Annotated in this window: 14 protein-coding genes; 8 read left to right on the top strand and 6 right to left on the bottom strand. The window is 44.1% G+C overall.

All coding sequences use genetic code 11. The features are described 5' to 3' along the window. Window positions 1–82: 82 nt before the first annotated feature. The 6 genes from QT992_RS06485 to QT992_RS06460 form a co-directional block, all read right to left on the bottom strand. The gene (locus tag QT992_RS06485; protein ID WP_333335077.1) at window positions 83–2,221 is read right to left on the bottom strand and encodes a glycosyltransferase; all 2,139 of its coding nucleotides are present in this window, start codon (window positions 2,219–2,221) and stop codon (window positions 83–85) included. A 253-nt stretch (window positions 2,222–2,474) separates the two neighbouring features. Further along, entirely contained in the window at window positions 2,475–3,008 is a 534-nt protein-coding gene (locus QT992_RS06480; protein WP_333313702.1) for a hypothetical protein, read from the bottom strand. Window positions 3,009–3,314: 306 nt separating this feature from the next. Then, entirely contained in the window at window positions 3,315–4,388 is a 1,074-nt protein-coding gene (locus tag QT992_RS06475) for a glucose-1-phosphate thymidylyltransferase (RefSeq protein WP_333161695.1), read from the bottom strand. Window positions 4,389–5,019: 631 nt separating this feature from the next. Continuing rightward, window positions 5,020–5,730: a M15 family metallopeptidase gene (locus QT992_RS06470; protein ID WP_333313698.1), complete on the bottom strand. Its 711-nt coding sequence runs from the start codon at window positions 5,728–5,730 to the stop codon at window positions 5,020–5,022. Window positions 5,731–6,000: 270 nt separating this feature from the next. After that, entirely contained in the window at window positions 6,001–7,437 is a 1,437-nt protein-coding gene (locus QT992_RS06465) for a hypothetical protein (protein ID WP_333313696.1), read from the bottom strand. A gap of 154 nt (window positions 7,438–7,591) precedes the next feature. Further along, on the bottom strand, window positions 7,592–8,254 hold the full coding sequence (locus QT992_RS06460; RefSeq protein ID WP_333281970.1) for a class I SAM-dependent methyltransferase: 663 nt from the start codon (window positions 8,252–8,254) through the stop codon (window positions 7,592–7,594). Window positions 8,255–8,383: 129 nt separating this feature from the next. Here QT992_RS06460 and QT992_RS06455 point away from each other — a divergent pair, with 129 nt between their 5' ends. The 8 genes from QT992_RS06455 (at window position 8,384) to QT992_RS06420 (ending at window position 13,096) form a co-directional block, all read left to right on the top strand. Then, the gene (locus QT992_RS06455) at window positions 8,384–8,677 is read left to right on the top strand and encodes a hypothetical protein (protein ID WP_333376733.1); all 294 of its coding nucleotides are present in this window, start codon (window positions 8,384–8,386) and stop codon (window positions 8,675–8,677) included. Between the two features lie 194 nt (window positions 8,678–8,871). After that, a complete protein-coding gene (locus QT992_RS06450) occupies window positions 8,872–9,231 on the top strand; it encodes an efflux RND transporter periplasmic adaptor subunit (protein WP_333335084.1) in 360 nt (119 codons plus the stop codon). Between the two features lie 468 nt (window positions 9,232–9,699). Further along, window positions 9,700–9,837 carry a 50S ribosomal protein L34 gene (gene rpmH / locus QT992_RS06445; protein WP_006632320.1) on the top strand — a complete coding sequence of 46 codons (138 nt, stop codon included), beginning with the start codon at window positions 9,700–9,702 and terminating at the stop codon, window positions 9,835–9,837. Between the two features lie 42 nt (window positions 9,838–9,879). After that, window positions 9,880–10,284, top strand: a complete 405-nt coding sequence (rnpA, locus tag QT992_RS06440) for a ribonuclease P protein component (protein WP_333039176.1) — start codon at window positions 9,880–9,882, stop codon at window positions 10,282–10,284. After that, complete coding sequence (locus QT992_RS06435; RefSeq protein ID WP_333057957.1) at window positions 10,256–10,648, top strand: PH domain-containing protein; 393 nt, start codon at window positions 10,256–10,258, stop codon at window positions 10,646–10,648. The genes rnpA and QT992_RS06435 overlap by 29 nt, the downstream gene beginning before the upstream one ends. A 204-nt stretch (window positions 10,649–10,852) precedes the next feature. Next, complete coding sequence (yidC, locus tag QT992_RS06430) at window positions 10,853–12,001, top strand: membrane protein insertase YidC (RefSeq protein ID WP_333313692.1); 1,149 nt, start codon at window positions 10,853–10,855, stop codon at window positions 11,999–12,001. Between the two features lie 11 nt (window positions 12,002–12,012). Further along, the gene (locus tag QT992_RS06425; protein ID WP_333144708.1) at window positions 12,013–12,486 is read left to right on the top strand and encodes a R3H domain-containing nucleic acid-binding protein; all 474 of its coding nucleotides are present in this window, start codon (window positions 12,013–12,015) and stop codon (window positions 12,484–12,486) included. Between the two features lie 97 nt (window positions 12,487–12,583). Beyond that, window positions 12,584–13,096 carry a YceD family protein gene (locus QT992_RS06420; RefSeq protein ID WP_333144707.1) on the top strand — a complete coding sequence of 171 codons (513 nt, stop codon included), beginning with the start codon at window positions 12,584–12,586 and terminating at the stop codon, window positions 13,094–13,096. Window positions 13,097–13,170 lie beyond the last annotated feature (74 nt).

Genomic DNA, 13,170 nt, shown 5'->3' with positions numbered 1-13,170 from the left:
GGTATTTTAAAGTCCCAAAAGCCTTTCGACCCCAATTATTTACTCGCTACCCCTTGACAGATCAAGACAGTATCTACGCAATTTATCGATCGCGATCCATATCGAGCATTTGAGCTATATCGGCAGGATTTGGCAGCCGAATTGTAGCATACTCTTGGTGAAGAATATCAAAAAAACTATTGACTTTTTTCTCAAAATGTGCAAGTCTAAAGTTCTGACTGCGTTGCTGTGCACCAGCTTGAAGTTCTGCTAGCAAATCAGGATTAACAATTAGTTGATGTGAACGCTGGCAAAGTTCCTCAACGGTATTGAACACAAAGCCCGATCGCCCATGTTCGACAATTTCCGGTTGGCCGCCGCCGTTGAAAACAATCGGAGCACAACTGTTGTGCATTGCTTCTACAGTCGCCATCCCGAAATGCTCAAATCTTTGAGGATTGACTTCACCCAAACCGCAGCCGTGCCAAAATATGCTTGCTCTAGCATAAAGCGATTTTACCTCATCGAAGTCAACATTGACTTTTAGCTCGATCGCCCTTGAATCTTGCTTCAATAAATTCTGAACAGTCTTTAAATAAGGATTTTTCGGAATGCTGCTGCCAACTAAGATTAGTCGCCATCCTTGAAAATCTTCGGGATAATCCGCTAGCAAACTGCGGAAAGCTTTAATTAGTTCAATTTGCTTTTTTGTTCCCCCAGCTTCAAACTGTCCCACCGCCAAAATTATGTTTTCTTTCGGCACTTTAACGGTTGCCATTTCCACGGGCGGATAAAGCAGAAAAGTTGGCTGTAGGTTCCAGCGTTTCTCCAACCACTTGACGGTAAATTGACTGTTGGCAATAATGAAAGTGTAATCATCGACAGCAAAGTGACGGTTGCGGAAGGTATTGGGAAAGTGACAGAAAAATACTGAGATTGGCGACAGTGGTTTAACTTTTTCCAGTTGGTTCGCGTTGATGAAAATATCGTAGTTTTTGCTTTCTCTGGCAATTTCATCAAAGGGATTTTCCATATCTTCCACGATGATGCTGGAATCGATGCACTGCATTCCGCGTTTATCGTAAAACGCCAAGGGCATAATTTTAATTTTGCATCCTGAAAGGTTGAGTCCGTACCAGGATTCTAAATCGGAAACAGCAACTGGTTTGTTGGCGATAAAAGTAATGTCAAATTCATTTTGCAGCAGCGAGGCGAGGGTAGCGACGTATTTTTGGCCGCCGCCGATAAAATGCAGTCCGTGATCGTAAATGGCGATCGACATTTTGCGATCGCCCCGAACCACCTGTAAGCGAGACAAAATGCGATCGATCTTCAGGCGACTGTAAATCACCGCCAACTTTTCCGACAACTGCGGGATTACAGTTTCGATGATTTCTGGTTTCTGATAATCTAGAAGTTTTTTAATCGCTACAAATAAACTCTCGAACAGCAAATCGTACTGCTTATGGGTAAAAAAATCTGAAGTATGAATTGAAGATACTAATTGCAACGGTTCATGTTTCGCCAAATACAAAAACCGATTGCGGTTGCAGAAATACTCGGTGAGTTTGCTTCCTTTACTCGAACCCCGATACTCGTGATGGGCGATTGCGGCGGGACTATAAAGCATTTTCCAACCGCGTTTGTGGCAGCGTTTTGCAAACTCTACATCCTCAAAATACATCACAAAATCTTCATCTATCGGCCCCACATCTTCGAGACATTTCCTGCGGAAAAGCACCGCCGCCCAACAAAGCCCTTCGACTTCCCGTTCTGTATCGTACTGTCCCGCATCTTTTTCGCCAAAGCCGACATCTTGCCAATAAAAATTAGGTAATTGCTGAATACCTGCGCTGTTAATTCGCCCGTCTTTAAACAACAATTTGCCGCTAGTCGCCCCTACTTCTTTATTAGTTTCTAGCCGTTTTACCAGAATTTCTAACCAGCGACTGTCAAGGGTAGCATCGTTATTTAGAAAGCCGATATATTGCCCTTTTGCTTCGCTGATGCCGAGGTTGAGGGCTTTAGCAAAGTTGTTGGCCGTATTGACAAAAATGCGAACTTTGGGAAATAGTTCGCCCAGGAAATTAACGGAATCGTCTTGAGAACAATTATCAATTACAATTAAATCGAGTTGCGATTCGGGATACGCAAGTTTTTGTAGAGATTTTAAGCAATCTTTCGTGTGGCGCAGACCGTTATAGTTGACTATAATTAACGAGCATATGGGCAGTGCAGTCATTCGATTTTAGATTTTAGATTTTAGATTTTAGATTGAGGAATTTAAGGATTGAAGAATTTTCGATTTGGGATTGAATCATTGAAAATTTGAATCATTGAAAATTTGAATGATTGAGGAATTTTCGATTTGGGATTTAGGATTTTAGATGGAGGAATTGAATAATTTTCGATTTTAGATGTAAGCATTGAAGCATTGCTCTCGCGAATAAATCTGGGGCCTTGCGACCAAATTATTTTGGGTCAGCTTTGATGCTTTATTTTTGTCGATCGAGCAATTGAGCGGTAATCTTCTCTAAAATAGCAGTATGTTGCTGCTGCACTGCTTTAATTTGCTCTATTTCAGACTGAAAAGTTGCGATCGCTCTTTGTTGAGTCTCAAGCTGTGCTGTAACTTCGGGATATTCGCTGCTGAATTCCGATTCAATTTTTTCAAAGAGAGTTTGTTGATTTTCTTGCAATTGTTGCAATTGTGTGCTTAAGGTATGCACGACGCGGGTATTAGCAAAATTGTAAATTACTTGTCGTTCGAGTACCGGTCTGAGCAATTTTCGGACTATTTTCCTAACCACAATGACTGCTGAACCGAGTCGCCTTTGGTAAGAGGTAATGGGGATGTTATAAATGTCGAAACCTGCCTTTAAAAGGGCGATGTCTTCGTCATCTTCATTTTGGGCGATGGCACTATTTTCTATTCCCAACAGCGACAGCTCAGCAATACCAATTCGCGGCTCCAAAGTTTGTCGCAATTTATTTATTATCTGTTGAGTTGGTATTTCTTCGTACTCCAAACTGTCTTCTCCTTTAAATGTAAGTTACGCCGTGCCCACCCTTAGTGCCAGCTTAAGACTGAAACCATGTCTAAATCGGGTTTCTATCCGAGTCTCGATCCCCCTAAATCCCCCTTAAGAATGGGAGTAGGGGTTGACTTTGAATAGTCTTGTCCCACCCCCTACTCCCCTTATTAAGGGGGGTTAGGGGGGATCGGGAAGACTGTGGAAAGAAGACAGTAGACTCGTAGTACCTTTGAGCTTAAGTTGACACAGATACATTGCTCACCTTACCTCGAATCAATCGCACAACCTTCTCCTTCCTATTTAAGCTAACTCAATTTGACTGTCATCACCAATCAGAAACCGCAGAGCTTTTGGACGAGCCGGCGCATTTGTGAGTTGAGCTCGCTGCCCGATCACGCTGTCAACAATTCGCTGGTGAATGCCAAGTATTTTCGCCCCTTGTAATATTACACTGTGTTCGATATCAGCATCAATCATCGTCACGCGATCGGCAATACTGCTGTAAGGCCCTATAAAGCAGTTTTCAATGCGGCAATTTTCCCCAATTACCACTGGCCCGCGAACTGTAGAATTAATAATTTCCGTTCCTTCGCCTATTTGCACTCGTCCGATAATTTGACTCTTGGCGTCTACTTTTAATTCAGTTGAAGCTACGATACGGCTATCTAAAATGATTTGGTTTGCACTCAGCAAATCGTCTTTTTTACCCGTATCCAGCCACCATCCCTCTAAATTGCAGGCTTCTACCTGTTTTTCCTGATTCATGAGCTGTTGAATAGCGTCTGTAATTTCCAGTTCGCCACGAGCCGAGGGTTGAATTTGATCGATCGCCTCGTGAATAGTAGGAGCAAAAAAGTAAATTCCCACCAGTGCTAAATTCGATGGCGGATCTTGTGGTTTTTCTACTAACTCCAAAACTCTGCCTTTCTCATCAACTTTTGCCACACCGAAAGCAGAGGGATTGGGAACTGGGCGCAGCAAAATCAGAGCGTCTAGTTTCTGCTTGTTAAAAATCTCTAAAAACGGATCTAACTGATTCTGAATTAAGTTATCTCCTAAATACATAATAAACGGAGAATCGCCCAAAAATGGTCTGGCAACTTTTACCGCATGAGCGAGCCCCGCCGGCTTTTCTTGCAAGATATAAGTAATTTTGGCCCCGAAGCGAGATCCATCTCCTGTTTTCGTCTTCACCTCTTCCCCGGTTTCGGGACTAATAATAATCCCAATATCCGTAATCCCAGCCGCCACAATTCCTTCAATTCCGTACCACAGTATCGGCTTATTTGCTACAGGAACCAACTGCTTAGCACCCGTATAGGTGAGGGGACGCAAGCGTGTTCCTTTACCGCCAGAGAGGATGAGTGCTTTCATCAGAATTATGGGTTTGAAACCCCGTCCTTCTAGGACGGCTTTACATTGAATTAAATCCCCTTGCGGGGTTGGGGAGGTATGGTTGCCTCCCCGCCGGGATATGGTTGTCCCGTTCTCCTTTCGGAGTAAAGTTAGCTTGTCGGTCAATGTTTTAAGGGCTTGTTAGGCTGAAAGCACCGTCCCAGTGACCTTAGGACTGTTTAACCCTCAGCGATAGAGCGGAAAACTAGCTTCGCATTCTCCGGTATCGTGACCCAAAAAACGTAGTCAGTTAAGACTTAGGCTGGTCAGAATGGCTTGTTAGATTTCTCCTTCAAGCCTCATGCCTTTAGGCTGAGGTTCCTGACTGGGTGAACTCTGAGTTATCCTTTAGGGTTTGCAGTGCTGGCTTGATTTGCCTGCACTTGTTCGCTCTCGTTGATTTTAAACCACCGCTACCCCGCTGGCAATAGTTGCCGTGTATCCTGATACAAATGATTTATTTTGCTCAAACTTTTATATTCCTGGAGGCACAGAGTGTCAGAAACCAGGTTTATTGCCACAGGAAGCAGTTAAAAGCTGAGGTTTTTTGTCACAAAACCCCTTTCTTAAGGTTGTGAGTGCGCCAGTCCCGATTTAATTGCGTACCCTTTTAATAGCGACCGTATCGGGCCAAAAATTGACTACCATTATTGTTTTGATTTGTCAACCAAGCCCACATCTGATCGCCCAGACAAAAATGCCACCATTCGTTAGGATGTTGCTGAAAACCCGCACCTATCATCGCATCTTTTAATATTTTCCGGCGGCGGTGATATTCCTGTTTTTGCGGCTCCTTGCTATTACAAAAATAATCGGGATAAGAACGTTCTGATATTTCATCAATCGGAGAACCCATATCAATTTGCCGATTATTTTCATCCACTAAAGTTATATCTAAAGCTGCACCTGTACTGTGAGGGGGAGGCGTCGCGCGATCGAGGCTCGGTACTGCCCAAAATTGATATACGTGTTCTATAATCACTTGGCGTTTGTCTTCGGAAACCGGAAATTCGCAGCCTTGAGCTAGGGCAATTTGATTAAAAGTATAATCTACCATAAATTGCTGGACTTCGACCGGCCGATAAGCGTCAAATATCAGAATTTTCCAATTTTGATAATTTTGCTGTAGCTGGGTTTGAGCGGCGATTAAACTATCTACGACTCCTTGCCGCAAATAGTAAGGGGAATCTGCTTTGCTGTTGTCATAGGGTGCACCCAACTTTTGATAAGGGTGGGGCATTTCAAAGGCAAAATGTTCTGGTGGAATAGGGACTAAAGGTTCGCCGCATTCGTCGATCGCTATTTGGTGATATGGTTTCATATCAAGGTGTTCCCTTACTCTATAATTACTGATTTTATGTTTTGAATAAATCCATATCTGAGATGAGGGAAGCCGTCTGGAAGTACCCGGTGAAGGAATCTCAGCAGTTAGTACAAACAGATTATCCGTCAAAGGCGAGCGTTGGATCGCTGCGTTGAATTCTATTTTATTTCCAAATAGGTTGCTCAATCCCTGTGTGTGATCTCTACGGTAAAAAACTAAAAAATCAAAGATAACATCAGAATTCAAACGTTGCCGTGCCCCTGCATTTTAGGAAGATGTATTGGGATTTTGCTGGAGTTTTTGCAAAAGCCTGTAGAACAAAAAATATATCGCTACAGCGCTGATGATTAAGCATAACTTGTACATAGCTGAAGAATCATATATGATATTCTTGACATTTATAAGGAATGTATATTTTGAAGTGTAACCGCCGGGAAGGGAGGCTACCACCGTAGAATCGTTGGGATAGGGATTATAAGTACCCGCCAGAGATATTGCGATCGACATACAAGCAATAACTACAAAAAAGTTTTTCAGCAACCGCGAACTTCTAACTTGGTGTCCTATGTGGCTTAGTGGCAAACACAATATAAACAGAGGAGTGACAAACCACCTCACTCCATAGGAATAGCCACCATAATCAACAGTCCGTAATGTATAAAGTAGCATGAAAGCTACAGAGGCAGAAATGCCGTATAGGTATGGCGTTTTGTACGACCAATTTTTTTGTCTAAAAAATGCCAGAATACCCATAACTGAGAAGAACATTAGAGGAGTGTGCGAGAAAAATCCTCTATTGCCTAAATACAAAGTAAAGGCATACCTAAGCGCACGTAAAAAGCTCTTGTGTGTAGCTACTCCCGACAAATTTTGCTTGCTAAAGATAGACCCGGGATACTCCCACAATGCTGCATTCATTGCTGGCGGAACTATGCTGCCGGAGAGATACATATTTAAACTCAAATAGCTGATAATTAAAGGGATACATGAAAGTAAAAATAATCCGGCCATTTTGATTGATTTGGTTAACAAAAATACCAAATAAAATGGGATAAATAAAAAGCAGGTGATATCAATACTTCCCGCCATTGATACCCAAACCCCGCACAGTATAATACTATTTATATCCCTGGATTCAGCCGATTTCAAGAAATAGTAAAAGCTGACTATAATAAATACTGCACCCAGAATGTGGTTATTTAATGCAACTGAATAGGGTAAAATTAAAGTTGCACTCCCCGCCAAAAACGTTGTTAGGTTAGCCCAACTCTCATCTGTTTTAAATATTTTTAACAAAATTTTGTGGAAATAAACTAAACCTATACAAGAAAAAACTCCGACTGATAATAGTGTTATTAAATAATAAGTCAATGCAAAATGGTTTGAGAAATTAATAGCGATTACGTTTTTTAGTAGAAAGTAAACCGCAGCTCCCATAAGGGCTGGGAGTGGCGGTTTGTCTGAATAGAAGTGGTTGTTGTAAAAATACTTATCAACTGTAAAGAATCGAGAATTATCAAATTGAGAATTATCGATCGTAAAACTCTGATATTCTACCAAAGATTTAACTGTAGCCATCCTTGAAGCGTCGGCACTAGATTGAATGTCAAGTTTCGTAAGAAGAACCAGCAAAATCAAATTTATTACAAAAATTATGACATATTTGTTTTCTTTGATTTGCTCTAATTTTTCTCTAAGTCGCATCACTTTTTTTAGGTTCAATAGGATGGTGGATATACTCTTTCATATTTGCTAAAAAATGTCAAGCCCTATTGCTTTTTTGAGAGCAGGCATTTAACCTGCCCCCATCCACACTTTAGATTTGGTCGCAAGCCAGCGAAACCTCAACCTCAAGAGCCTAACTTTGGCGGTAAGCAACTACCGCATAAAATGGATCGCCGCTTGGTATTCGCAGCATTTGCATAAAACTCGGCAAGTTAGGCTTGCGAACTATTACTTCCGGCTTGCTAAATCCGGGTATATTTGCTCCTTTGACAGAATCAAAGTAGCCCTTGACTAATTCTACCCGATCGCCCTCCGAACCTTCCCGCCAAGCCGCGATCGCCTTTTGATAAAACATCCGGTTGGAAAAGCTCATAATTGCTACGCCACCAGGCTTTAAAATCCGGTGAATCTCGGCAAAAACCGCATCCGGGTGCTGCAAATACTGTACCGAAACGCAGTTGACAACCGCGTCAAACTCTGCATCCGGCAGTGGCAATTTGGGATTGGCGTTCAAATTCTGCACAAAATAATGATTCAGTCTGCGATTCTTTGCCAACTCGTCTTCATTCATGCCGTGCCCTTCCACATGGGCAAATTGCATCTCGTCAGGCAAGTGAGAAACCCAACTGCTCATCATATCAAAAATCCGAGTATTCGGTTTCAGCCGTTCCCGATATAAATCGGTGAGTTGCTGAATAAATCCATCGTCTACGTGAGTCACAAACCGGGGAGCGGAATAGAACAAATTGTCGTCGGTGTCGTCTAACTTGGTGCGTTGGTCGGGTGGAAGCAACATAAATTCCGATCGCGAACTAGATTTACTCTTTCTAGTTTAAGAACAATAAGAATTGTTAACATATCCGGCAGAGGGCGGATTCCCGCTTTTAGCGTAGCATTCGATCGCCAAAAAACCTGCTGCCACCCTTTGGGCTTGTGGCAAGAAGACGGTTTGCCGACTTCCAGCATTGGCGACAAACTGCAACAGGTAAGCGGGAGGCTGACAGGCGCGATCGATCGCATGGAAGAAACAGGCCTAGTCCGCCGGGAGATAGAAACTCGCATTTGGCGCATTTGGCTGACAGACTCAGGCAGGGAACAGCAAGACGTATTGCCCCCGCTGGTAGCTGAAATCCGAGCTCGACCTGTCGAGGGCTTTTCAGAGGCAGATCGACAACTTTTTTTCCAACTGAGCGATCGGGCGCTCGTCAATCTTTCCTAAACCGACAAATCAATCTTTTTAGTGAAGTGCAGCAGCATCTAACTCAACTATAGCAATCCTAAATCATTCATGCAGATATGTAGGGGCGGTGCCCCCGTGCCCGCCCTCCGAAAAATGGGGCAACCACGGGGAGTAGGGGTCGGATTGCCCCTACAAGAATTATGCAAATGATTTAGGATCGCTATACATTAAAAATAACCGTAAAATACTACGCACTCTTAAAAAAAGCAGGGCAACAGTCCTACACGAATATCACCGCACCCGCCGGACAAATCGCCCGCAAATCCCTTGAATTCGGGCAGCGGCGGCAGCCGGGGACTCCGTTAATGGCGATCGTCAGTAACGATTTGTGGGTAGTTGCTAACTTCAAAGAAACGCAATTGGCACACATCAAACCCGGCAAAAAAGTAGAAATCAAATTAGATGCTTTTGGTTGCCCTAGATTGCAAAACCGTCTCGATAGTTTCTCCCCTACTTCTGCGCTCCATTTTCCTTATAGCCTGCCGATAATGCTACGGGCAATTTCACCAAAGTTGTGCAGCGAATTCCGGTAAAAGTTGTGTTTGATGCTGAAAACATTAAAGGCTACGAATCGCGGATGGCACCGGGGATGTCGGCTCCGGTAAATGTTGAACTGAAATAAGGGAAGGCACGACACGGATGTTGACACGGATACACGGATGAGTTGAGAAGTCGAGGATTGGATTTTATTCGGTTCGCGGGCGACTAGCAGGAGAATCCCCAACTTCTTGGAGAAGTTTGATAAGTTTGAAAAGCCGGGGATTTGATTTTTTTCGGTTAATGGCGATCGCCCTTGCAATATCATCTTAAAAAGTTAGGTATCTGGTAGTGAAAACGAAACCGAAATCTCGTTCACCAGCTAGAAAACGGGTTGTTGCTTTGTGATGAGTGGCGATCGATTCAAATCGGAAAAATATTATTGCCAACAAAACACCTCTATGGTATACTAGAAGATTGTGAATATTAATCAAAAGTAAAGTAACAAGCCGGGAGAAATCAAAATGACACAGCAAACCCTGCACGGAACCAGCCGCAAAAGAAAAAGAACATCCGGTTTTCGCGCCAGAATGCGTACCGCAACCGGTCGATTGGTAATCAAAGCTCGCCGCAGCAAAGGTCGCCACCGCCTCGCAGTCTAGCACTGCATCAAGGTTGAGAGGCCTCAACGATCGCCCTACGCCATGTTGCCCGATACAAACCGACTTAAGCACCGAAAAGACTTCAGCGCCGTATACCGCAAGGGAATGCGCCGTAACTCGGCCCATTTCAGCTTAAGAGCTCTGCGTAAACCAAAAAGCGTCGAATTAAGCAAACCGACAGCCGAGAAATCCTTGCAGCCGACTCGCACAGGCATTTCTATCAGCCTGAAAGTCAGCAAGCGCGCTGTAGTCCGCAACCGGATTAAGCGTCAGATTCGGGCAGCTTTGCGACAGCTATTGCCCCGATTAAAATTCGGGTGGGATTTAGTAATTGTCGTGCGTCCGATCGCACAAGAGTGCAATTATGCAGAAATTCTGCAAGAATTAGAGCAGTTGTTGGTAGAAGCCGAGGTACTAGATGGGAATTCGAGAGGAAGTATATTATGAAGGCGGCCCCGCGCCGGGAGACTTGATCCTCAATTTACTCCTGGGGCTGACTGTGGTGGGAATCCCCCTAGCAGTAGGAGCAATTGTCCGGGCTCTGTGGCTGCGGTATCGGATCACGAGCCGCCGAGTGTCCGTAACTAGCGGTTGGATGGGGGGCGAACAGACAGACGTTATCTACTCAGATATAGTCAAAATCGTCACAGTACCTCGCGGTTTCGGGACTTACGGAGACATGGTGCTCACCATGAAAAATGGCAGCCGCTTGGAACTCAGAGCTATGCCGAAATTTCGAGCAATGTATGACTACATTAACGAAAAACTGCCCGCAGCCGCTCAAAAAGCAAACGCGGCCCAAGCTAAATAACCGAACCGCTTTCACCCTGATTAGAGGCCCAATTCAGTGCGAGTATTGGCAAACTCATTACAACAAACCCGCAGACCGGGCGGTCGATCGACGGGCAATGTCCTAAGATAGAGACAAAACCCTAAAAATTGAGGCGGCTCGCCTTCAGCGGGTAAAAATAGTTCTCAACAGCAAACATAGAGCACCTAAATTAACTCAAAGCGAATGGATTTCGGTATCTCGTTTCTCTCCAACAACCTCATGCTCCCGATCCTAGATTTTTTCTACGGGATCGTGCCAAGCTACGGTTTAGCGATCGTAGCACTGACGCTCGTGATTCGCTTTGCTCTTTATCCTCTCAACGCAGGCTCTCTTCGCAATATGCGGCGCATGAAAGTAGCGCAGCCATTGATGAAAGAGCGAGTAGATCAAATTCAAAAACTCTATAAAGACAATCCTGCCAAACAGCAGGAGGAAATGAGCAAAGTATACAAAGAATTTGGTAATCCTCTAGCAGGATGCTTCCCGTTGGTGCTGCAAATGCCAGTGCTGTTTGCACTGTTTGCAACGCTCCGGGGTTCGCCGTTTTCTGACATAAATTACAGCGTCAACGTTCAAGTTTTGCCCAAAGAACAAATCGAAACTGTTCAACCGCAAGCTTTTGCTACACCGCCCCAAAATATTTACGTCACAGGTACTTTTCATGCTCCTGTTGTGGGGGTAATTCCAGGCGGCGACAAACTCGCAGTCGGCGACACAACCAAGATAAATTTTCAAACCCCAGAGGGCAAACCTCTCAAAGTTTTAGCGGCAGAAAATAAAAGCGAAATCGACTTTGAACCCGGCTGGAAAGTCATCAAAGGCGAAGAATTGGTCAAGGTAGATGAACAGGGCAACATCACGGCATTAGCGCCCGGTGAAGCCACAGTTCAAGGCACAATCCCCGGATTGGCTAGTAACAAAGGATTCCTGTTTATTGAAGCTCTAGGCCGCGTTGGTGCGATCGACTCAGACGGTACAATCCACTGGGATATTTTGGTAATGATCCTGGGCTTCGGCATCAGTTTGTATATCAACCAAATCCTTTCAGGACAAGCACAAGGGCCAAACGACAACCCCCAACAGGCTACAGTCAACAAACTGACGCCAGTCATATTTTCAGGGATGTTTTTGTTCTTCCCGCTGCCGGCCGGCGTGTTGATGTATATGCTGATTGCTAACATCTTCCAAACTGTTCAGTCGTTCATTTTGTCGCGAGAACCGCTGCCGGAAAACCTGCAAAAAATAGTGGACGAAGCAGAGGCAAAAACCCAAAAAGAACAAGGATTAGATGCACTTCCATTTGAGCCCAAGCGTTCTAAGAAAAAGGCTTGACTTTAACAACAATGAAAGACTCTCAAATGCAGCGCGGACAGGCATGGTTAGAAGAATTGCTACAACTGTCCGCAATTCCTTCAAAAGTGGTATGCGAACAACAAAAAGATTGCTATTGGATGACAATAGATGAAAGCAATCTGACTCCCGAACAAGTTGCAATCTTAGTCGGGCAAAACGGTAATGTAATAGATGCCATTCAGTACCTCTGCAACACGGTTCAGAATATAGGTCAGGAAGTAGAGGAGTCAATTCCTTATACAGTTGAACTAAATGGCTATCGCATCCGCCGCCAAGAGGAATTGCGATCGATGGCAGAGTACGCAGCAGATCAAGCGCGATCGACGGGAGTTGAAGTTGAAATAAAATCGCTGTCTTCGGCAGAACGCCGTCAAGTCCACAGCTTTTTGAGCGAATGTGAGGATATAGAAACTTACAGTCAAGGACAAGAACCCGATCGGCGTTTGGTAGTGCGCCTGCGCTGACGCTAAAGAAGGAAGAAGGAAGAAGGAAGAAGGAAGAAGTTAAAAATTAACTATTCCTTTTGACCTTTGAATTCAAGAAGTAGGAAGGCAAAAGATTATGGAGACAATTTATATCCCTCATCTACTCACAAAAACAGAGCGGAAAGAGGTCATTGATTTTGAAGAATTTATCCCCGATTTAGAAACTCTTACTCCGGTGCGAGGGCGACTGCAAGTGAGTCACCAAGGGAATTATCTTGAGGTGAAGGCAAAAGCAGAAACAATAGTTACTCTCACCTGCCACAGATGCTTGAAACAATACAATCATCGTTTGGCACTCAACTCATCGGAACTAATCTGGCTCGAAGAAACAGCAAATCAAACAGATTCAAGTTCAGCAGAAATAGAAGTTGCTTTAGAAGATTTGGTGGAAAATTTGTCCCCAGGCGGCTATTTCTCTCCGGGCGATTGGGTGTACGAGCAAATGTGTTTGGAACTGCCGCACAAACAGATATGCGATACTGAATGTCCGGGAATTTCTTTAACTGATGATGCAAATACAGAAAGCACCGAAACAGTCTCAGACAGTCGCTGGGCGTCTCTGGAGGCACTTAAACGGCAATTGCCTTAGTCAGTTGGCAGTGGGCAGTTGGCAGTGGGCAGTTGGCATTAGCTAATAAGAAAGAACAAAGAACAAAGAACAAA

It is taken from the genome of Microcoleus sp. T3_D1, assembly GCF_036700405.1.
Lineage (GTDB): Bacteria > Cyanobacteriota > Cyanobacteriia > Cyanobacteriales > Microcoleaceae > Microcoleus.
Note: the sequence above shows the minus strand (reverse complement) of the source record. Positions and strands in the feature narration are given on the sequence as shown.

Coding starts and splice junctions, on each gene's coding strand:
- QT992_RS06485 (WP_333335077.1), bottom strand. CDS start 2,221: ATGACTGCACTGCCCATATGCTCGTTAATTATAGTCAACTATAACGGT.
- QT992_RS06475 (WP_333161695.1), bottom strand. CDS start 4,388: ATGAAAGCACTCATCCTCTCTGGCGGTAAAGGAACACGCTTGCGTCCC.
- QT992_RS06470 (WP_333313698.1), bottom strand. CDS start 5,730: ATGAAACCATATCACCAAATAGCGATCGACGAATGCGGCGAACCTTTA.
- QT992_RS06465 (WP_333313696.1), bottom strand. CDS start 7,437: ATGCGACTTAGAGAAAAATTAGAGCAAATCAAAGAAAACAAATATGTC.
- QT992_RS06460 (WP_333281970.1), bottom strand. CDS start 8,254: ATGTTGCTTCCACCCGACCAACGCACCAAGTTAGACGACACCGACGAC.
- rpmH (WP_006632320.1), top strand. CDS start 9,700: ATGACACAGCAAACCCTGCACGGAACCAGCCGCAAAAGAAAAAGAACA.
- rnpA (WP_333039176.1), top strand. CDS start 9,880: ATGTTGCCCGATACAAACCGACTTAAGCACCGAAAAGACTTCAGCGCC.
- QT992_RS06435 (WP_333057957.1), top strand. CDS start 10,256: ATGGGAATTCGAGAGGAAGTATATTATGAAGGCGGCCCCGCGCCGGGA.
- yidC (WP_333313692.1), top strand. CDS start 10,853: ATGGATTTCGGTATCTCGTTTCTCTCCAACAACCTCATGCTCCCGATC.
- QT992_RS06425 (WP_333144708.1), top strand. CDS start 12,013: ATGAAAGACTCTCAAATGCAGCGCGGACAGGCATGGTTAGAAGAATTG.
- QT992_RS06420 (WP_333144707.1), top strand. CDS start 12,584: ATGGAGACAATTTATATCCCTCATCTACTCACAAAAACAGAGCGGAAA.